This window comes from Citrobacter sp. LJND-P06 (assembly GCF_058188415.1).
Map to the genome: position 1 here is coordinate 1644600 of NZ_CP187317.1, position 22236 is coordinate 1666835.

Here is a 22236-nt window from a genome sequence, read left to right on the forward strand (position 1 = left end):
ATTGTAGCGCTAGCGGGCCTGTGAGTAAACGGCTACACCATCGGGTTGACCTGGCCGGGCAATTCCGAGGCCGGGATACGCACGGTATGCCAGGTATAACGCATGCGTTTCCAGCGCGTATCGAAATGCAGCCTGTAAAGACAATCTCTGACCAGCTCATTGTCGGGGTACAGCGTATCGGCAAAGTGAGTCCAGCGAGCACTTTGTTTTATATTAAACAGCACCTTATCTTGCTTGTTGCCGTGTAATCGCGCGAGCGTCACCATCGCCTGAAGCGTCCCTTTTTGAGCCTCTTCCTGGATAACTGCTAAATGAGAATGCGCCAGCGTCAGATCGGTAACTTCAAAAATGTTGAGCAGGAACAAACCCCAGGCCTGTTCGTGACCCAGTTGATGCGCCTTTAAGAGATAATCGAGGAGATTTTTTTCGTAGCCTGCCCACTTTGCGGGATCGTCATCTTCCATGCACAGTCGCTGATTGCAGATGGCGAGACTGAAATAAATATCGCGTAAATCCGCTTCGTACCCGCTATAGCCGCCATTGGCTATTAGACGCCAGGGCGTGCTGTCGCGCTGGGCGATGTGGTCACGCAGAATCTGTGCGGCATGCTGATAATAGTTCAGCGCGGTGGTGGTTTTATAAGGCACAAGGGTGCCAGTGTCCCGATTGTTATATTCATCCGCCAGCCAGTGTAGCGCGCCGGGAATATTACGCTTTGCGCCAACCTCCGCCAACGGTACGCAATGCTCAGGACGGTTGAGCCAGCCGAAGGAGCGAATCGTCCATTTCCAGGTCGCGCTGTGTTGTATGTCTGAAACGCGCTCCAGCCAGGCCTTGCCTCGTTCGGTATTTTGCTCAAAGCCAAACAGTCCCGCGAGCTGGAAATAACCGCGATAAATCACCGCCGCCCAACCTTCAGCACGCTCTGAATTTTGACAAATAAAATTATAGATCCAGTGGCTGTTGGGGAAATCACGTAGCGCAAACCTCAGGGCCTGATAAGTGAAGTAATTGTCTAACTTCTTTTTCTCCATCACCGCGTGTTGAATGCAGCCCCAGAGCGCCTCTTCATCGTCTAAATCGTCATAGCAGTTAAGCAGCCACCCCAGCGCATTATGGCGATCTTCCTGATTGCGGGCATGGCAGGCAACGGCTTGCGCTTTCGCGATGGTTTTGATTCTTATCTCTGGCTCGTCAATCTCTTTGACGCTCAGGTCGCGATATTCATCCCACCAGATCAGTAGCTCCAGGTGTTCGCGTTCGCTATCAGAGAGATGCGCACAGGCGCCTGACGCCAGAAACGCAGTAATTTCTTCATGGGAGCCGTTCCAGCGCGGCATGCGAAACGGAAGATATTCGCCCAATGCAGCGTATGCCGTTGGGAAAATCCTCAGACATACGGTGAGCCAGTAATTGGGGCTGAAGTCATCGTCAGCGGTCAGCAGCACAGACGGTCGCGGCAGGGAAGGGCAAACGGCGTTTTCCAGCGACAAACCAGAATGGGCCATCAGTGCATCAAGTTCCTGCGGCGAACGCTGGTGGTAATCGGCAAGTTTCGGGGCGCCTGCGGTGCCGACGGTGTCTTTGCCTTCAAGAAAATCGGCCATCCAGTCGGGAAAACCAAAGACCTGCGCGTTGGTGTTGGCGAGGGACGCGGCCATCCACTGGCGCGGATCGCAGTCGATAGCGTTGATGGCGGCGATCATCATCTGTTCATTACAGGCGCTGGCGCAAATCCACATGGCGTGCGACGTGTCGCGCGCCCAGCCGTAGCTGCGGTACAACCAGGCGCGATGGTTCCAGTATTGTACTTGCGCAAGCCAGGCGTGTGTGGAACGCGGACGCGCGTTTTGCCAGGCTTTGATAAGCGCCAGGCCTTCTGCTCCGGCTTCAACGAGCGGCTCCAGATCATAGAGGGAGTTACACATCTGCGTCCAGGCGAGGAAATAGCGTTTTTCCGCTTCCCGGCTGGTGAAGCTTTCCGTCAGCGCATGGTTAAACAGCTCGTCCAGCTCATCATAGCGCTTATGGCGCAGGAAACTGGCGATATCGGCGATGAACCACTCCCGTTGCCCGCTGTTTTCCGCCATTTTGTGGTTGCACATTGTCGCGGTAGCATTGAGTACGCGATCGTTCAATTCCATATGTTCGTCTCTCAATTGAGTTCAAAAATTTTAAAGTCATTCCACGGCAATTCTTGCCAGTGGCTGAGTGGATCTTCCAGATACTGCATGACTTCCTGGAGATCGCGCCCGGTGATTGTCGTCGGTGTGTGGTGCAGCTCCAGCCATGTCTGGCGCGCGCGAACGTAAGCGGTAGCGTAATCTTCCCAACTGTGAAAGCAGTCCTGAGCACGCTGGGCGTTGAGGAGTAAAACCAGCCATGCCTGATCGTCGCGACACCAGCCTAATCCGGCGATGCAACGCGTTAAAAAGGCGGTACGCGCGCAGTCGAAAGCCAGCGCGTCACGCACCTGTCCCCGGGCAGCTAACTGCTCATAAAACCCCTGTGGCGTCTTACCGACGCCCGCTGGCCAGCGCTGCAAAATATCCGCAACCTGCTGGCGTAATGCGTCTTCACGCAGATTTTCCGCGAGCCCCAGCTCTTTTTTTACCTGCTGTGCCAGGTGTTGACGTTTATGTTCATCAATTGGCAACGCCAGCGTGACGTCATTCGTTTTCAGACCGTTGCGCAAAATGAGAATATCCGCCAGCGCCAGCGCCCATTTGCGGCGACGGGTGTCGCGGCGTCGTTCTGCCAGCCGCTGTTGTTCTTGCTCTTGCGCAGTGGGGGTTTTTCTTCGCGCCGCTTTTTTGCATTTCCAGATAATCAATACGATGGCGACCAGCAGTGAAAGGAGGAGATGCAACGTCATTTCCTCTCATCAGCGGTTAAATAGCGGGTGGTTTGCAGCGTGATGCTTTCAATTTCAAACGGTTCGCTGGAGGTGTTTTTTCCGGCAACGGTGGGATGCCACAATTGCTGTGGGTACAACATTTCGGCTGCTGTGGCGACCGCGGGGTCAATCGTCTGTAGCTGGTGTAGTTCACCCGGCGAACTGTGTAGCAGCAGCCACTGTAGCGCGACGGGCGGAGCCGTGACGTGTCGCAGCAGATGAAAATTATTGTGCAGCACGCTCAGCAGAAAACTTTCATCGTGGATATCGTTAATGAATTTCCAGCCCTCATGCTCCGGCGTATTTTCGTAAACAATTCCCATACCTTCGCAGTCGGCGTGGCGCGTCGGTTGTGGCGCAATGTGACGCAGGAATTGCAAAACATCGGTGGCGTATTTTTTCACCGGATGACGGTTTTGTTTGCCTTTGATCTGCTCGATTTCCAGCCCACCAGGTTTTACCCGCAGGCTAATGGTGACGTGAGGAATATTATTTTCGTCACGCAGGCTGAACAGGCGCATTGTCCCCTGTTCAATGTGTCTGGCGTAGTAGTCACCGTAGCCGCCTGTCAGGGCGTTATTATCCTGAAATTGCCCCACGCAGTGCTGCATGTGCCAGGACTCATAGGCCATTTCGCAGCGCAGCGCCGGATGCGTGGCGTCAACTTCAACCAGCGTCCCGCAGGCCACGCTGAGCACGCTTTTTAGTGCCTCCTGGGTGGCGGGATACCAGCCTTGTTGACGGCGGCGCTGCATTTTTTTATGTTCCGCTTCGCGCATCGCCAGAGCGGTAAAACAGTTGATTCGCTGCAGTTTACCCGCCAGTCGGGTGTCATTTTGACGGGAGAGAAACTCCACCAAATTGCGCTCCGTGGCGTGCAATTCCGTGTGCTGCGGGTCGAGGTAGTAGAACGTTGCGCCGCCGGTGAGTTTTGGCGGCAACCATTCGGGCATTTCAGTCTGCGCGCCGAACCAGGTGGCATAATCAAGTGCGTTTCGAATGGGGGAAACGAGGGGAAAGCTACCGATAGCCCAGCGATAAAAGTGGTTAGTCAACCAGCGGCGAATGTCTTCGCTGTCGCCGCGCTGTTCACTGCGCGACGTAATGGTCGCCATGACATCAGTGGAATTGATGACATTGCGGGGCTGGTATGTCTTAACGTTTTCTTCGCTCATGGCCTTCCCAGCCGGGTTTGTGAACGTCAGTCAACGCGAAGATAACGCCCGTCGGCGCTGACGTTAGCACCAAAACCGCACTGGTTGGGATCATCTGTTTTCACGTCGATAGCGTCGGGCGAGACGGTTAACGCGATGTCACAATGGATATAATCGCCTTCTCTGAGCGCGATGACGCCGCCATTGTTTTTGAGCGTGACCTTCTCAGAAAACTCGCCCATGTTGGGACCGTAATATATCGCCATCATGCCAAAATAATAGCCCTGAAAATCTACCTGGTATTCGTCTTTATTTTTCAGTGGTTTTATGATAAGCGTTTCCCACGAGCCCAGCCCCGCGTAATTCCAGTATTCACCCGCCGCAGTTGAGGGGGCGGGCAACGCCGCCAGCTTATCTTTGATCAGTCCCAGATTGTAGGCAGACTTGCTGTCGTCCGGTTTGATCATGAGCCAGGCGCGGGCTTTACGCCACTGGCCTTCACGCATCCAGGTGAGCGCAACGTTGTTGTACGCCGTGGCGATGGCTTTGTCGTCAAGCCGACAGCTTTCGCTCCTGGTTACCTGATTTTCAAACGCTTCACGCGCTTTGACGTAGTTTTTCGCTTTGTAGAGTTGCTCACCCTGACGGGCATAGTCGGGGATTTTTGCGCAATCGGCGGCAATTTGTTGCTCAGAGATTTCTGCGTGAGTGAGACCTGAGAAAAGCACAAGCAGTAATGCGCTATGTCTTATATCCATAACAGTTCCTTCGTCCTTTTGAATGACGTTAAACAATCCGACAGGCATCCGCTTCCCAGCGATACCCAACACCATAGACGGCACGAATAAATGACTGCTCGGCGTCCAGAGATTCCAGCTTACGGCGCAAATTTTTAATGTGGCTATCAATGGTGCGATCGGTCACCACACGGTAATCATCATACAGGTGATTGAGCAGTTGCTCGCGAGAAAAGACCTTGCCCGGTTCGTGCGAAAGGGTTTTCAGCAAGCGGAATTCAGCAGGCGTTAAATCGAGCATCTTACCGCACCAGGAGGCCTGAAAGCGGCCTTCATCGACAATCAGCGGGCTGTCGGCGTCCAGTTGTTGCAGCTCTTTGTGGGGGCGACAACGGCGAAGAATGGTTTTGACGCGGGCGACCACTTCACGCGGGCTGTAGGGTTTGCAGATGTAATCATCAGCGCCAATTTCCAGCCCCAGCAGCCGGTCGATCTCTTCAATTTTGGCCGTCACCATGACGATTGGAACTTCAGAAAAACGACGGATTTCCCGACACAGGGTTAAACCGTCGGTGCCGGGCAGCATGAGATCCAGCAGGATCAGATCGGGCGGTGTTTGACGTACGTAAGGCAGCACCTGATCGCCGTGACCGATCAGGGTCGGCGCATAACTCGCGGCGCGCAGATAGTCGATAAGCAGTTGTCCCAGTTTGGGTTCATCTTCCACAATCAAAATGCGTGGTGTGTTTTCATCAATGGGTAACTCTGTCATACATCTCTCTGTAAATCGCGTTCCAGCGGTAACTCTACTGTAATGCTAACCCCGCCAAAAGGCGAATGGGCTGCGCGGATGTGGCCATTATGCGCCTGCACAATGTTGACGCAAATCGCCAGGCCCAGCCCGGAGCCGCCACTGGCGCGGTTACGGGAGCCTTCCGTTCGGTAAAAACGTTCAAACAGTTTCTGCAACTGTTCGTCGCTAACGCCGGGCGCGGAATCAGCGAAGGTCAACAGCAACGCTTTGTCGCATTGTTCAGCGGAAATATGCAGACCGCCACCGCTATCGGTGTAACGCAGACTGTTTTCCAGCAGATTATTGAACAGTTGCATCAGGCGATCCCGGTCGCCAAACACGCAGACGCTGTCGGGTAGTGAAAGCTGCAACGTCAGCCCCCGGCTGGCGAAACGCTCGCGAAACGCCCCACCAGCAACTTCCAGTAGAGGAATAAGATCGACCGGGGTTTTCTGGTACGCCAGTGCCCCCTCATCGGACATCGACAGTTGATGCAGGTCGTTTACCAGCTTGGTCAATGTACCAACTTCGGCCTGGAGCGAGGCCACGGATTCTGGCGTGAATTGCCGCACGCCGTCCTGAATCGCCTCCAGTTCACCGCGCAGAACGGCCAGCGGCGTGCGCAGTTCGTGAGAGATGTCGGCCATAAAATCGCGGCGCATTTGCTGGTTTTTTTCAAGCGTACTGGCGAGCTGGTTAAAGTCCTGTGCCAGTTTGCCCAGTTCATCTGTGCTGGTGGAGGCGACGCGGGTGGTGAAATCACCGGCTGCCAGTTTGTGCGTACCTTCCACCAGGCGTTTCACGGGGGCCAGCAGTCCACGCGCCAGTGAAAAGGTCGCCAGCGCGGCCAGCAGCGTGGATAACGCCACAATCAGCCAACTGGTTCGCCGCTGTTGTTTATCAAAATTAATGTCGGTGTTGCGCGTTAAGCGTTCGACAGGGGAGGCGATAACCGCGCCGACTTCCATGCCATTCGCGAGGATGGCCCGCCGCGTGCCGTCGGGGGGGACAGGAGCTCTGGGGCCAACCAGAACGCGGGCATTTTGGTCGACGACCCAAAACTGGGTGCGCCAGCCGTGCGGCGGCATCCCCTGGCCGGGTTTGTCATCGTCCTTATCATGTTCTAAAGAGCGCAGGATCTGGAACACAAAACGATCGTTGTTGCGTAAAAAACGCCAGTTGCCATGTAACTGGTACTGCTCGCCTAATGCGTCGCTCAACAGTTGCAAACGCTGCTCATTGCCCTGTTTGATGTAGTCAATAAATCCGCGCTCGAAGCTAATGCGTACGGCCCAGTGCATGGTGATGAGCAAAACAATGCAGGTGGCGAAAATAGCCAGAAACAGTTTACCGGTGATACCGGGCCGCCAGAATTTCATCACAGACTCCTTTTTCGCCTCGAAATGACCGTGTTTTTGTGTGTGTCGTTAGGAACCCGGGAAAAAATAATCGCCGGGAGTGCAATGATGAACGCCATACAAAGCCAGCTATACATAAAGACGGTTTGCGTTTCGCCTGCCCCGGCGGTGAAGTGTTGTTGACCAAACATCCCCAGCAATAATCCGGCAATGGTCACGCCAATACTCATCGACAACTGCATAATCATTGACAGCAAACTGTTGCCGCTGCTGGCTAAATCGTCCGGAAGGTCTTTCAACGTCAGGGTATTCATCGAGGAGAAGCGGGTTGAGTTCACCATCCCTTGCAGGAACAGCACAAAAGGCAGGAGGTAATACCAGCCCAGCAGCGCCGTGACCATAAGCAGCAGACTGACCAGCGCCAGACCGAGGGTGGTGGCGACCAGTACCCGGCGATAGCCAAACCGGTTGACTACCTGTACCACTATCCGTTTCATCCCCATACTGCCGAGCACCATCGGGATCATCATTAACCCGGCATGAAAGGGCGAAAAGCCTAACCCAATCTGTAAAAATACCGGGGTCATGAAGGGGAGCATACCGCTGCCGATACGTCCGGTGAAACTGCCGAGCAGACCGAGTGAAAAGGTATGAGTGCGGAATAAGTTCAGACTAAACAGGGCGCGTGGATTGTCCTTCGCATGCCGGAGATACAGCAGGATTGCCACGCAGCCGCTGGCGATAAGCAGCGCCAGCGCGGCGTAAGAGATCCCCGAGCCTTTGCCGCCGTCAAGCGCCAGCGTGAGGACTGCCATGCCGACGGCCAGCAGAAAAAATCCGCAGAGATCAAAACGCCGCGTTTGCATTGTGTAGTTGGGCATCAGCAGCAATGTGGCGATAGCGCCGACGATCCCAACGGGAATGTTGATGAGGAAAATCCAGTGCCAGGAGGCGTACTCCACCAGAATGCCCCCTAATGCCGGGCCGAGCAGCGGGCCAATCTGACCGGGCAACGTCACGAACGTCATGGCGGCCATATACTGTTCGCGCGGGACGATTTTCATCACCGTTAGCCTGCCGACGGGTACCATCATTGCGCCACCAACACCCTGTAGCACGCGCGCCATCACCAGCTCATTAAGCGTGTTGGCGCCCGCGCAAAACAGCGATCCCAGCGTGAACAGGACGATGGCGGAAAAGAAAATGTTACGCACGCCAATTTTGTCCGCCAGCCACCCGCTGGCGGGGAGCATCACGGCCACGGTCAGCACATACGACACGACAACCATGTGCATATGCAGCGGACTTTCCCCAAGACTTTTCGCCATCGAGGGAAGCGCGGTGTTCACAATTGTGGTATCCAGCGACTGCATAAAAAAGCCGAATGCCACAATCCAAAGTTGCCAGCGGGTGCTGTCGGGAAGTTCTGTCATTTTTCTATACCGGGACGGTTTTGCTGTTTTTACGTGAAAAACGTAGCCGCAGACGGTCAAAAAAGAGATACACCACCGGGGTGGTATAGAGCGTCAGGAGCTGACTCATGACCAGCCCTCCGACAATGGTAATCCCCAACGGCTGGCGTAACTCTGAGCCGTCTCCGCTTGATAACACCAGCGGCAGTGCGCCAAATAACGCCGCCAGCGTGGTCATCATGATGGGGCGAAAACGCAGCAAACAGGCCTGAAATATCGCCTGTTCCGGCGTCAGATTGCCATTTCTCTGCGCCTCCAGCGCAAAATCGACCATCATGATGGCGTTTTTCTTCACAATGCCAATTAATAGCATGATCCCTATCAGGGCTATTAAGCTGAACGGGGCATCAAAAAGTTCCAGCGCCAGCAGCGCGCCGACACCCGCAGAGGGGAGCGTTGAGAGAATGGTCAGCGGGTGAACATAGCTTTCATATAACATCCCCAACACGATGTAGACCGTCGCGATCGCCGCCAGAATCAAAATCACCTGGGCGTTCATGGTGTCCTGGAACACCTGTGCGGTACCGGCAAAACTGCCGCGAACCGTAGACGGCACCCCAAGCTGTGTCATGGCGCGGTTGATAGCGTCGGTGGCCTGGGAAAGCGATGTTCCGGTCGGCAGGTTAAAAGCGATGGTCGAGGCGGCAGATAACCCCTGATGATTGACCGACAGCGGCGCGTTAGCGGGCTGCCATTTTGCAAAGCTTGAGAGCGGAATGGCTTTCCCGTCATTGTTAATCACGAACATTTTATCCAGAGCGCTGATGTCCTGGGTATAGCGCGAGTCCACTTCCATCACCACTTTATACTGGTTCATCGGCTGATAAATGGTCGAAATCTGCCGCTGACCAAAGGCATTGTTCAGTAAACTGTTCGCCGCCTGAACGTCGATACCCAGCCGTGACAGGGTATCGCGATCGTATATCAGATCCATCTCCGCGCCATTGTCCTGCTGGTCGGAGTTAACATCGGCCAGTTGCGAAAGTGAGGAGAGCGATTTACGAATTTTAGGCTCCCATTCGCGAAGCGCCGCCAGGTCATCGGACAGCAACGTGTACTGATAGCTGGCGTTGGCCTGACGTCCACCGACGCGGATATCCTGTACTGCCATCAGAAACAGATTGGCGCCGGGCTCTTTTGCAAGCTTAACCCGCAGCCTGTCGATGATCTGCTGTGCCGTTTCATGCCGCTCATCGCGTGACTTCAGGGTGATAAACATCATGCCGCTGTTGACTCTCGAACCGCCGGTAAAACCGGTGACGTTATTCACCGCCGGATCGTCACGGATGATTTTCATAAAGTCTTCGAGTTTACCGCGCATCGCCTGAAACGAAATGCTCTGATCGGCCTGAATGCCGCCCATCAACACCCCGGTATCCTGCTCAGGGAAAAAGGTTTTCGGGATCGAAATATAGAGCCAGATATTCAGTGCGATGGTGCCAAGCAGGACAACGCCCACCAGACGGGTATGTTTTAACACCCATTTCAGTGAGTTGCCGTAACCTTGTTGTAATGCGACCAGCAGACGTCCGAAACCCCGTTTACGCTTCTGCTCGCGTGGTTTGCCTGATTTGAGCATCCAGCCGCACATCATCGGGGTTAAGGTCAGCGAGACGAGCAGTGAAATCCCGATAGCCACCGACAATGTCACGGCAAATTCGCGCAGCAGCCTGCCGGGTAATCCCCCCATCAGCAACAGCGGCAGGAACACCGCCACCAGCGACAGACTCATGGAGAGCACCGTGAAGCCCACTTCCCGCGTTCCCTGTAGCGCTGCCTGTAAGGGTTTCATTCCCGCTTCAAGGTGGCGGGAGATGTTTTCCAGCACCACGATGGCGTCATCGACGACAAAACCGGTCGCAATGGTTAACGCCATCAGCGACAGGTTATTCAGGCTAAATCCGCACAGATACATGGCGGCGAAGGTGCCAATCAGCGAAACCGGCACGGCGACAGCAGGGATAAAGGTTGCCCGCCCGGAACGCAGGAACAAAAACACCACCAGCACCACCAGGGCGACGGAGATGATGAGCGTCTGTTCTACCTCTTCCAGCGAGGCCCGAATCGTCGGAGAGCGATCCTGGGCGATTTGTAAATCAATGGAGGCCGGGATCAGCGTTTGCAGGTCAGGGATCTTCGCGCGAATACCGTCCACCGTCTGGATAATGTTGGCTTCCGGTAGTTTACGGATCATCAACAATATCGCCGGTTTCGCGTTGGTCATCCCGGCATTACGCACATCCTGCACCGAGTCGCTGACCGTGGCGACATCGCCGAGGCGCACCGCCGCGCCGTTGTTGTAATGAATGATCAGCGGCTGGTATTCCGCGGCTGTTTTCAGTTCATCATTGGTCTGTATTTGCCAGCGCTGGTGCTGATCTTCAAGCGCGCCCTGGGGTTTTCGCACATTGGCATCGCTGATGGCGGTACGTACATCGTCCAGCGAAACGCCCTGGTTAAACAGCGCCTGTGGATTCAGCCCAACGCGCACAGCGGGTAACGAACTGCCGCCGACGTCCACATCGCCCACGCCGTCGATTTGGGCGATAGTCTGGGCAACCTGCGTTGAGGCAAAGTCATACAGCTCGCCCTGAGTCCAGGTATCCGATGTCAGCGTCAGGATCATGACCGGCGCATCAGACGGATTGGCCTTCCGGTAGGTCGGGCGGCTGGGCATTCCGCTGGGGAGCAAACTTTGTGCGGCGTTGATCGCCGCCTGTACGTCACGCGCCGCGCCGTTGATATCGCGGTCGAAATTAAACTCAAGAATAATGCGCGTACTGCCCAGCGAGCTGCTGGAGGTCATTTCAGTGACACCGGCAATGCGGCCCAGCGCGCGTTCCAGCGGCGTGGCGACCGAAGAGGCCATGGTTTCCGGCGACGCGCCCGGCAACGAGGCGCTTACCATGATCACCGGGAAATCTACCTGCGGCAACGGCGCGACCGGCAACAGCCGGAAGCCCAGTACGCCGCACAGCGTAATCGCGATAGCGATCAAAATGGTGGCGACCGGGCGATAAATGAAAAGGGCGAAAAATTTCATTTACGCTTCCTCTTCCCGGCGCGAAAAGCGGTTTTTCATCGACAGCGATAAGCGGTCAAACAGCAGATAAATGACCGGCGTGGTGAACAGTGTCAATACCTGGCTGACCAGCAGACCGCCCACCATGCCAATGCCCAGTGGACGGCGCAATTCAGCGCCTACGCCGGTACTTAACATCAACGGCAACGCGCCCAGTAACGCCGCCAGGGTCGTCATCAGGATCGGACGAAAACGCAGTAAACACGCCTGGAAGATAGCTTCCCGCGGCGCCATGCCCTGTTCGCGCTCAGCGGCAAGGGCGAAGTCGATCATCATGATGGCGTTTTTCTTGACGATCCCAATCAGCAAAATGATGCCGATGATGGCGATAACATCCAGTTCACTGCCTGCAATCATCAAGGCCAGTAGCGCGCCGACGCCGGCCGTTGGCAGCGTAGAGAGAATGGTGATGGGGTGAATAAAACTTTCATACAACACGCCGAGCACGATGTACATCGCCACCACCGCCGCCACGATAAGCCAGACTGTGTTGCCGAGAGCGGCCTGGAAGGCGAGGGTGCTGCCCTGGAACTGGGTCGTGATATCCGCAGGCAAGCTGAGCGTTTTTTCGGTGTCCAGAATCGCCTGTACCGCATCGCCGAGCGCATAGTCGTCCGGTACGTTAAAGGAAATGGTGGTGACCGGGAACTGATCGAGATGATTTATGGAAAGTGGGGCAAAACGCTGCCCGATACTGGCGATAGCGCTGAGCGGCACAATGCCGCCGTCGCGACCGGTGAGGCGCACGGAATCTAATGCCGCCAGCCCAGGCGTGTTTTCCGTGTTGTGTTCAAGCACCACGCGATACTGGTTTGCCTGGGTATAAATCGTCGAAATCAGCCGCTGACCGAACGCGTTATACAGGGCGTTATCGACATCAGCCATGCTGATCCCCAACCGGCTGGCGCTGTCACGGTCGACATTGACATACGCCACCAGACCTTTGTCCTGCCAGTCGCTGCTCACGTCCGAAAGCTGCGGCAACTGCTGCAGTTTCTCCACCAGTTGCGGCACCCAGGTACTTAGCGCATCCAGCGATGTCGCCTGCAACGTGAACTGATACTGCGTACGGCTCACCTGGGTATCGATGGTGAGATCCTGCGTCGGCTGAAGATAGAGATCCACGCCCGGCACGGTGTCTACCGCGTGTTGCAGGCGCGAAATCACCTGCGAAACGCGATCGTCGCGCTCATCAAGGGGCTTCAGGTTGATTTGCAGACGGGCGCTGTTCAGTGCCGGATTGGTACCATCCACGCCGACAAATGCGGTCAGACTTTCGACGGCAGGGTCTTTGAGAATAAGGTCGGAGACCTGACGCTGGCGCTGCGCCATGTTGGCGAAGGAGCTGGATTGCGGCGCCTGCAGCGTTCCCTGAATAATGCCGTTATCCTGGATCGGGAAGAATCCTTTTGGGATAAATACCCACAACATTACGCTCAGGAGCAGCGTGCCCAGGGCGACGCTGAGCGTCAGCCAGGGATGGTTGAGCACCTTCGCCAACAGATGACCATATCCGGCGATAATGCGTTCAAACATTTTTTCCGAGGCGCGCGAGAAACGGTTTTGCTTGCGCAGAGATTCCTGACTCAGCATCCGTGCGCACATCATTGGGGTGAGCGTTAGCGACACCACGGCGGAAATCAGAATGGCAACCGCCAGCGTCACGGCAAATTCGCGAAACAGTCGCCCGACGATATCGCCCATAAACAGCAGAGGGATAAGCACCGCAATCAATGAGAAGGTTAACGAGATAATGGTAAAGCCGATCTCGCCCGCCCCTTTGAGCGCGGCCGCCAGCGGTTTCTCGCCTTTTTCGATATAACGCGAAATGTTTTCGATAACCACAATGGCGTCATCCACCACAAAACCGGTGGCGATGGTGAGCGCCATCAACGTCAGGTTATTGATGGAGAAATCGAGAAAAACCATCACGGCAAAGGTGCCGATCAGCGACAGCGGCACGGCGACGCCGGGAATAATGGTGGCCGGAATATTGCGCAAGAACAGGTAGATAATCATCACAACCAACGCAATGGCCAGCATCAGCTCGAACTGGGTGTCTGTCACCGAGGCGCGAATATTGGTGGTGCGATCTGACAGTACCGTCACCTTGACCGATTTCGGCAAACTGTCGGTCAGTTGCGGCAGCATCTGACGAATACTGTCTGCGGTGGAGATGATATTTGCGCCGGGCTGGCGCTGCACATTCATCACGATGGCTTGTTCTTTATTGGCCCAGGCGCCCAGCCAACGGTTTTCTGCACCTTGTTCAACGGTGGCGACATCGCCCAGGCGAACAGGCGCACCGTTCTGATAAGCCACGATCAACTGGCGATATTCATCCACGGACTGCATCTGATCGTTGGCGGAGAGCGTTACCGCGCGCGTGGGGCCATCGAGGCTGCCTTTTGCCGAATTGACGTTCGCGCCGGTGATGGCGGTACGGATGGTTTCGCTGGTGAGTCCCAATGCGGCGATGGCCTGCGCATTCAGTTTCACGCGTACTGACGGGCGTTGTCCGCCGGAAAGCGTCACTAAACCGACGCCGGAAACCTGCGAAATTTTTTGCGCTACCCGTGTTTCGACCATATCTTCTACCTGCGTCATGGGCAGGGCGGTAGAGGTGACGGCCAGCGTCATAATGGGCGGATCTGCCGGGTTAACTTTGCTGTAAACCGGAGGGTTAGGGAGATCGTCCGGCAGCAGATTGGTGGCGGCGTTAATGGCGGCCTGCACTTCCTGCTCGGCGACATCCAGCGGCAGTGAAAGCTGGAACTGTAGCGTCACCACCGATGCGCCACCTGAACTCTGCGACGACATCTGTTTCAGACCCGACATTTGCCCAAACTGGCGCTCAAGGGGGGCGGTGACGGCGGAGGTCATCACATCGGGGCTGGCGCCAGGATAGAGCGTCACCACCTGAATCGTCGGATAGTCTACTTCGGGCAATGCGGCAACGGGCAAGAACCGATAGCCGATAATCCCGGCCAACAGAATTGCCACCATCAATAGCGTTGTGGCGACGGGGCGCAGAATAAACAGACGGGAAGGGCCGCCCGTTCTGCCTGGCGGTAACACCTGCATCAGGAGTTCGCTCCTTTTTTGCCATATTCTCGCGTAGTGGCTTTACCGTCAGTTGGGGTTGCGGAGTGCGCCTCCACAACGTCAACTTTCGCCCCTTCAGTCAGACGGTCAATACCGTCGGTGACGACACGATCGCCGACGGACAATCCGGCGCTAATCACCACTTTCTGGCTGTCCTGAATGCCGGGTTTCACCTGATGTTTACTGACCTTGTTTTCGTCATTCAATACCCAGACAAAATGGCCTTCGTTACCCATTTGTACGGCGGCAGTCGGTATAACAACCGCGTTGTGCTCGGTATCAACCAACATTCGCGCATTGACAAACTGATTCGGAAACAACGTATCATCCTGATTATTAAAGCGCGCTTTGATCTTAATGGTGCCGGTTGTGGCATCAATCTGGTTGTCCAGGCTCAGCAATACGCCTTCACTTAGCTTTTGTGCGTTGGTGCGATCCCAGGCCTCAACCGTGACGGTTTTCCCCGCTTTTTGTGCCTGCACCACCGTGGCGATATCGCTTTCCGGCAGGGTAAAAATGAGATCGATAGGGTGTGTCTGAGTGATAACGACGATCCCGGTGGTGTCGCTGCTGGCAATCTGATTACCAATATCCACCTGTTTCAAACCGACGCGCCCGTCAACCGGCGCGGTAATACGGCTCCAGTCAAGCTGGAGTTGCGCGCTGGCGACGCTGGCTTCATCAGCTTTGATCGTTCCCTGGGTTTCGCTGACCAGCGCCTGTTGGGCGTCCAGTTCCTGACGAGAAACGAGATTGGTTTTCGCCAGTTGTTGAAAGCGGGCTAAATCACGGCGGGCATTCGCCAGGGTGGCGTTGTCTTTGGCTAATTGTCCCTGGGCCTGCGCTAACGCGACCCTGAACTGGCTGGGATCAATCTCCGCCAACAGATCGCCTGCTTTGACCTGTTGTCCTTCCTGAAAATGCAGCGCCATCAGTTGACCGTCTACACGACTGCGTACCGTCACCGTGTTGGCCGCCGTCACGGTTCCCAACCCGGTCAGATAGCGCGGCACCGCTTGTTCCACGGCAGTTGCAGCCTGCACTGGCGCTAACGGGCCGGAGCGCATACCGCGTCGACCTTGCCCGGTGGGATGTTGTGTATGCCCGGTTGCACCCGGCGTTGTTCCCTGTGTTTCACCACGATTGTGCCAGAACCAGACTGCGGAAATGGCCACCGTTGCGACCACAATAGCGAACACCCAGCGGGATTTGTTACTGCCTTTCATCGTTATAAGTTTCTCATCCTGAAACGTTTCGCGGAATGATACTAGTTTAGCCATCTAACAAGGGAGAATAATGGAGGAATTATGAAACACTGTCTGGATTCGTCTGAATGGCGACGGGCTTTGCGAGGCGTTACGCAACAATTATCGGCAAAAATAGAGCGCGCGGGGTATTACGTTAAAGTGGCGGCACGGCGAAGGAGGTAAGCCACAGATTTCAGCAGGACGCTGAAACGGGAAAGCCCCTCCCGAGGAAGGGGCCTTAAATAAGGAAAGGGTTATGATGAGGCTAGTCATCATACTGGTGATACTCTTAGTGATCAGCTTGCCAGCATACTAAGACACCAGGGGGAGGGGGAAACCTCTCCCATACCCTCACTCCTGACGTTAATCGTTGGCAACGATAAAGTCAATCCACACGCTGTTCAGCTTGCGAGATGGTTAGCGAAAAACCACGTCCGCCCAGCGTGCCAGACCGGCGGTTACCGAGCCAAAATCATCGCCTCCGGCAATCGGAATTCCCGGTAGCTGTTCGGCCAGTGCTTTCCTGAGCAGCGGTGAACGTGCGCTGCCGCCGGTCAGGTAAATCACATCCGGTTTTTCCTGTGCGTTATCCAGCGCCAGTTGAACCTGTTCCAGAATTCTTGCCAGTGGCTGATTCAGCGCTGCTTCCAGCCCTTGCTGGCTGATCGCTGCTGCAAGTTCGTCGCTGATGAAAGGCAACGACGTGGTGACATGGGGCTGTTCGGAAAGGGCAATTTTGCTCTCTTCCGCACTGCGCACCAGGCGATAGCTCAGACGTTGACGCCAGACTTTGAGCAGCAGCGCAACTTTGTCTGCGTCACGCGCATCACGCACCAGATCGTTCAGTAAGCGACCGTTGGCGGTGCTGTAAAAATCACTTTGTGCCGGAACATCGTTTATCGCGACGGCATTCCACCAAGGCAGAATGGGCAGCGCGATGCCTTTTTCTGTTTCGCCCCCCATGCCGAGCAGCGGCATCAGGTTCTTAAACGCCAGCGCGATATCAAGATCGTTACCGCCGACGCGACATCCACTGTGTCCGAGCAGACTGGTTTCGCGGTCAGCGCGTTGATGCCATTGGGGGCCCATCAACAGCAAGGAGCAGTCCGTAGTACCGCCGCCAATGTCGACAACCAGAACCCGTTTTTCTTCGCGCAGCGTGGCCTCATAATCCAGCCCTGCTGCAACCGGTTCATACTGAAATACCACATCCGCAAACCCCGCGCGCTTTGCCGCACGCTCCAGAATCCCTTGCGCCTGGGCATTGGCGTCGTCTCCGCCTAATCCCTGGAAGTTGATCGGGCGACCAATGACCGCCTGGTGTATCGATTCGGGCAACTGGCTTTGTGCCTGAAGGCGGATGTGCAGCATCATGGCGCAAACCAAATCCTCGAACAGCGCAACCTGCTGTGGCTTAAGTCCGGTGGCACCTAAGAAAGATTTGGGCGATTTAACGAAGTAAACCTCTTCGGGATCGTCAATGTACTGGGCCAGAGAGGCGAGTCCAAACTGGATGCTGCCCGCGTTGACATCAATATCTTCTTCCCGGTTATAGCGCACCGCGCGACGCAACAACGCCTGCGTCTCTGCATCCGTTGCCGGAACATCGTGATGGCGGTACAACCACTCACTCACCGCTTCGCGCGTGGGAGCGCACAGCATAGAAGGCAACAACGTGCTGTTATTTTCCATTCGGAGCAGGCGTGGTTGCCCATCTTGCATAACGGCCACTGAACAGTTCGCCGTACCGTAATCAAAACCAATAAACACTGAAAAATCCCCATGCCAGTGAAGAAGGGGCGTGACTTTAACGAAATGTTGCCGCCCCGACAACTGGAATATGAAAGCAAGGCGTAACGCGGATAAACCGTTTATGCTGAAGTCTTACCGTTAAAGGAGTCGCAATGTATACCCTGAGCTGGCAACCGCCGTATGACTGGTCCTGGATGTTGGGTTTTCTCGCCGCGCGTGCGGTTGATGGCGTGGAGACCGTGGGCGCGTCGTCCTACGTGCGAAGTCTGGCTATTGGGGAGCATCGGGGACTGCTGACTGCGGTGCCAGACTCTCAGACCCATTCATTGCAGATTACCCTGAGTCCTGGTTTACAGCCCGTAGCAGCAGAATGTCTGGCGAAAATCGAGTGTCTCTTCGATCTTCGCTGTGATCCGTTGCGGGTGAGTGATGCGCTTGGCGAACTGGGGGCTGCACGCCCAGGGTTACGTCTGCCGGGCGCTGTTGATGCGTTTGAACAGGGCGTGCGGGCGATTCTGGGGCAACTGGTCAGTGTGGCGATGGCCGCTAAACTGACCGCGAAGGTGGCTCGCCGTTATGGTGAGACGCTGGAAGATGCCGCAGATTATGTCTGTTTTCCCGGCCCTGAAACGTTGGCCGCTGCGAACCCGGTCGAGCTTAAAGCCCTGGGAATGCCGCTCAAACGCGGTGAGGCGTTGGTTCATTTGGCTCAGGCGACGCTTAATGGCGCATTAGCGGTCACGCCGCCCTCTGACATTGAGCTTGGCGTCAAAGCGCTGCAAACGTTTCCCGGTATTGGTCGCTGGACCGCCAATTACTTCGCGCTGCGCGGCTGGCAGGCAAAGGACATTTTTTTGCCAGACGATTATCTGATTAAACAGCGCTTTCCCGGCATGACGCCCGCGCAGATTCGGCGCTATGCCGAACGCTGGAAACCCTGGCGCTCCTACGCGTTGTTGCATATCTGGTATACGGAAGGCTGGCAGCCGTCAGTTGATGGCGAAATAGCTGGTGCTAAGTAGCAGATCCAACGGCTTAGCGTCCGCAATGATATCGCCATAAATCAGGTCAATCCCGATGCCGGAAAGCGCATCCATAATAACCGGCGTCTGCACCGGGCCGACCAGCGTTTTGATCCCCAGTCGCTGTGCATTGCCCTGGATGATTGAAACCAGCATTTCGTCCATCAAATTCCCGTGCAAGCTGGTGGCGAGTTCACTTTCAAGCAGCAGATAGTCAGCCATGTGTGGAGTCAGATGGCTGAAGAGTTCCAGATCGCGACCGACCTGGCTGAAAATAATCCGGCATCCCGCCTGGCGCAGTTTTTGAATGGCAGAAGTGGTTTCAGTTGGATGTGTGATCATGACATCGGCTGGCACCACCAGGTGCAGCAGACGTGCCGGGAGCGGGCTGAGTTCAAGGTGAGTGAGTAACTCATCGATCAGGGTCGCGCTGCTTAACCCGGCGGCGGAAAGGGGGAGGGCGACGCTCAGCCCCTTACTGGCAACGGGCTGGGCTGCATGATGGAAAAACTCATGCAGTACGCGGCGGTCGAGCGCATGATTGAGCGCCGGGTCAACCAATCCTGCGCGGAAGGCTTGTTCTTCCACGACGTCGCCTTCACGGGTCCACAGGCGTAATGAAATCAACCAGAAGCTGCATGTTTCAGGGATCCTCGGTGATGCCACTCCCCGCGCCATCATCAGCAAATGATGATCTTTAATCATATGCCACTGCTCATCCAGCGACATCATTCCCCGCTCTTTGTGAGTCTCTTCTTGCTGAGGCTCATACACGGTGGCGCGACCACGGCCACTGTTTTTGGAGGCGTAACAGGCGATGTCGGCCTGAGACATGACGTCCGTTGCCAGATAATTGCGTTCGTCAATCCGCGTTATCCCGGCGCTGGCGCCAATACGGTGCAGGCGCCCTTCCCACATAAAGTGGTAATCGTTGATGGCGTTAATCATTCGCGTTGCGATGAAACGGGCGCTTTCGATATTACAGTCTGGCAGTAACAACCCAAATTCATCCCCGCCCAGTCGCGCCAGCACGTCGCTGGAACGGATCATACTGAGCATGAGCGCGGAGATCTCACGCAACAGCGCGTCACCGGCGGCATGGCCTGCGCTGTCGTTGACGGCTTTGAAACGGTCAAGGTCAATAAAGATCAGGGCATGGCGTTGGTGGGTGTCGTGAACGGTTTGCAGCAAACGCTTCAGATGGTTTTCGAAACTGACCCGGTTCGCCAGGTGGGTCAGGGCGTCATGGGATGCGCTGTAACTGAGCTGGCGCAGCATTTTGCGCGATTCAGTGACATCCTGGATAACCAATACCGATCCAATATTGCCACCGTCCAGCGTACTGAGCGGGGTAATGCTGTAATGGATATCGTAGTTGCCGCCGGTACGGCAATGCAGCACCACATCCTGCTCAATTGCGGAGCGGGACATGTCTGCGCTGTAGATGTTTTCCATTAACGGGCCGTTGTCGCCAAAGGTAATGCGCAGCACGGTCAGGAGCGGCACCCCCATTGCGTCATTTTGCTGCCAGCCACTCATCTTTTCCGCCACCGGGTTCATAAAGGTGACGTTCATGTCGACGTCAATACACACCACGGCTTCCCCGATGGAATCCAGCGTAATGTGCAGGCGCTCTTTTTCCTGGTATAGCGCTTCGTTCAACTGCTTCACTTCGGTCATGTCCATATTGATGCCGAGTAAGCGTTCCACTTCGCCGTCTTTATTTAATACCCGGTTAGCCAGCGAACGGATATGGCGGATGCCGCCTTTTACCGCAATACGAAACTCCAGTTTGAAGGGGCGGCGGGCGGTGAGCGCATCCCGGATCACTCTTTCTGCGTGATCGCGATCTTCTGGCAACACGCAGTCATACCAGACTTGCCACGAGGGTTTGATGTGCTGCGGGATTTCGTAGAGATCGAACATACGCTTATCCCAACTGATCACATCAGGCTGCAGCTCCCACTCCCAGATGCCAATACCGCCTGCTTCATTCGCCAGCGTAATCCGCTCCATCAGGCGTTTATTTACCCGTTCGGTTTGCTTCAGGTCGTTGATATCTTCAATCTGCGCAATAAAGTAGAGCGGGGTGGCATCGCTATGACGCACCAGCGAGACGGTCAGCAGCGCCCAGACCACTTCTCCGTCCCGGGTGTAGTAGCGCTTTTCCATCGAGTAACTGTTGATATCGCCGAGCACCAGCATATTGAGCTGTTCAAGATCGTTATTGAGATCTTCCGGCCAGGTCAGTTGCTGGAACGTGAGCGCGCGTAGTTCATCCTGGCTATAGCCAAGAAACTGGCACAGCGCTTTATTCGCTTGCAGCCACTGGCCTTCGGTACCGACCAGCGCCATGCCGATGGCGGAGTATTCCATGGCGTTGCGAAAGCGCGCCTCGCTTTCGGAAATGTGTTTACGCTCAGTCCGAAACGCGTACATCACCATGGTCATCACGTTGGCGGGCAGCAGAATCATTAAAAACGGCAGCCAGGGGACGTTCGCCATGATGTTGGCTTTTGGCGTTGAGAGCAGCGAGGGATCGACGGCCATCATTAATGACACCATCATCACGGTCACGAGGAAGATTAAAAAGGCTTCCACGCGCGGCAGACGTACCGCGCTCCACATCAGCAACACGATGACGCTGGTAAACGGCCACGGCAGATATTGCATTGAGAGCCAACTCAGCACCAGCGTGACGGCCAGTGTCAGCAGCGTCTCAAGCAATAAACGCGGGTCACGGTGGCGCAACAAATAATGTGGTTTAAACAGCAACCCCAGGGGAACCAGCGCCAGCGCGCCAATTGATTCAGAAAGAACCCAAATAAGAGATGCTTTTAACTGCGCGCTTTCCGGCACCAGCAGCCAGATAAGGAGCCCGCCCACCAGAGGCGGAACCACCGCGCTGCCAATCGCCAGACGGATCCAGTCGCTCAGATTTTGTAATGGGTTATACCAGGGCAGAAGTTTACGCAGCAATATTGCGCCGATGACGGCTTCGAGAATGTTAATTGCGGTATAGGTAAAGTTCAGCGAGGTATCAGGAAAAAGCAGTAACGCCGCGCCGAGACTCCCGAGCGAGCAGGAGAGCGCAATCCCTGGCCACATGCGGCCCGCGTGGCGGTAAAACGCCACCATCATAATCGAGGTCGGGAACCACAATGGCGCCAGTTGTGTACCAAAACGCGATAATTCGAGCGAAAACAGCGTAAAGATAAAGGCCACCAGGCCTAAACTGACAAGACGCAGTAGAGGATGGGGTAGGGTAACTAAAACATGTTGGAATGGTTTACTCATTACCGCGTTATCCGAATAGCCCGTACCGTCACGGAACACCCGGACGCGTCAGTTTTTATCTGTGGTTATGCTAGTACAAACAATTTACAATTTATACGCCAACTGCTCATAAAATGACACGATTAGGTTAATAATTCCTTACTAATGGCAATAACCTTCTTGCCTGCTTTAAAGTTGACCATTTTAATTTGCGAAAGGGAAATATTGGGGCGTAATTTAGCACCCGCTGCGCCATCTGCTATCTCGACTGGTATCGAGCGCCTGAAATCCCTATAATTGCCGCGTTTGGCGTTTCTACGCCGCCCTCCCTAACATCCAGGT

Annotated in this window: 14 protein-coding genes; 2 read left to right on the forward strand and 12 right to left on the reverse strand. The window is 55.3% G+C overall.

Annotation, left to right across the window (positions count from 1 at the left end):
• Positions 1 to 32: 32 nt before the first annotated feature.
• From ACO7SM_RS07865 to ACO7SM_RS07910, 10 genes are read right to left on the reverse strand one after another with little or no spacing between them, the layout of a single operon-like run.
• A complete protein-coding gene (locus tag ACO7SM_RS07865; RefSeq protein ID WP_490470359.1) occupies positions 33 to 2144 on the reverse strand; it encodes a DUF4034 domain-containing protein in 2112 nt (703 codons plus the stop codon).
• A gap of 11 nt (positions 2145 to 2155) precedes the next feature.
• Complete coding sequence (locus ACO7SM_RS07870) at positions 2156 to 2875, reverse strand: DUF1266 domain-containing protein (RefSeq protein WP_490470360.1); 720 nt, start codon at positions 2873 to 2875, stop codon at positions 2156 to 2158.
• Positions 2872 to 4071: a cytoplasmic protein gene (locus ACO7SM_RS07875; RefSeq protein WP_490470361.1), complete on the reverse strand. Its 1200-nt coding sequence runs from the start codon at positions 4069 to 4071 to the stop codon at positions 2872 to 2874. Before ACO7SM_RS07875 ends, ACO7SM_RS07870 begins: the two co-directional genes overlap by 4 nt.
• A gap of 26 nt (positions 4072 to 4097) precedes the next feature.
• Positions 4098 to 4808 carry a tetratricopeptide repeat protein gene (locus tag ACO7SM_RS07880; protein ID WP_490470362.1) on the reverse strand — a complete coding sequence of 237 codons (711 nt, stop codon included), beginning with the start codon at positions 4806 to 4808 and terminating at the stop codon, positions 4098 to 4100.
• Positions 4809 to 4836: 28 nt separating this feature from the next.
• Positions 4837 to 5559, reverse strand: a complete 723-nt coding sequence (gene baeR, locus ACO7SM_RS07885) for an envelope stress response regulator BaeR (protein WP_490470363.1) — start codon at positions 5557 to 5559, stop codon at positions 4837 to 4839.
• A complete protein-coding gene (baeS, locus tag ACO7SM_RS07890) occupies positions 5556 to 6959 on the reverse strand; it encodes an envelope stress sensor histidine kinase BaeS (protein WP_490470364.1) in 1404 nt (467 codons plus the stop codon). Before baeS ends, baeR begins: the two co-directional genes overlap by 4 nt.
• Entirely contained in the window at positions 6959 to 8371 is a 1413-nt protein-coding gene (locus ACO7SM_RS07895; protein ID WP_490470365.1) for an MFS transporter, read from the reverse strand. Before ACO7SM_RS07895 ends, baeS begins: the two co-directional genes overlap by 1 nt.
• Before the next feature lie 4 nt (positions 8372 to 8375).
• A complete protein-coding gene (gene mdtC, locus ACO7SM_RS07900; protein WP_490470366.1) occupies positions 8376 to 11453 on the reverse strand; it encodes a multidrug efflux RND transporter permease subunit MdtC in 3078 nt (1025 codons plus the stop codon).
• Positions 11454 to 14576, reverse strand: a complete 3123-nt coding sequence (locus ACO7SM_RS07905; protein ID WP_490470367.1) for an MdtB/MuxB family multidrug efflux RND transporter permease subunit — start codon at positions 14574 to 14576, stop codon at positions 11454 to 11456.
• Entirely contained in the window at positions 14576 to 15823 is a 1248-nt protein-coding gene (locus ACO7SM_RS07910) for an MdtA/MuxA family multidrug efflux RND transporter periplasmic adaptor subunit (protein ID WP_490470368.1), read from the reverse strand. Before ACO7SM_RS07910 ends, ACO7SM_RS07905 begins: the two co-directional genes overlap by 1 nt.
• 280 nt (positions 15824 to 16103) lie before the next feature.
• Here ACO7SM_RS07910 and ACO7SM_RS07915 point away from each other — a divergent pair, with 280 nt between their 5' ends.
• Positions 16104 to 16160, forward strand: a complete 57-nt coding sequence (locus tag ACO7SM_RS07915; RefSeq protein ID WP_223882170.1) for a type I toxin-antitoxin system Ibs family toxin — start codon at positions 16104 to 16106, stop codon at positions 16158 to 16160.
• A gap of 101 nt (positions 16161 to 16261) precedes the next feature.
• Here the strand turns inward: ACO7SM_RS07915 and yegD are convergent, their stop codons facing one another.
• Complete coding sequence (gene yegD / locus ACO7SM_RS07920) at positions 16262 to 17614, reverse strand: molecular chaperone (RefSeq protein WP_490470369.1); 1353 nt, start codon at positions 17612 to 17614, stop codon at positions 16262 to 16264.
• A gap of 134 nt (positions 17615 to 17748) precedes the next feature.
• Here yegD and alkA point away from each other — a divergent pair, with 134 nt between their 5' ends.
• Complete coding sequence (gene alkA, locus ACO7SM_RS07925; protein WP_490470370.1) at positions 17749 to 18618, forward strand: DNA-3-methyladenine glycosylase 2; 870 nt, start codon at positions 17749 to 17751, stop codon at positions 18616 to 18618.
• Here the strand turns inward: alkA and ACO7SM_RS07930 are convergent.
• A complete protein-coding gene (locus ACO7SM_RS07930) occupies positions 18586 to 21915 on the reverse strand; it encodes a diguanylate cyclase (protein WP_490470371.1) in 3330 nt (1109 codons plus the stop codon). The two genes, alkA and ACO7SM_RS07930, sit on opposite strands and share 33 nt — an antisense overlap.
• Positions 21916 to 22236 lie beyond the last annotated feature (321 nt).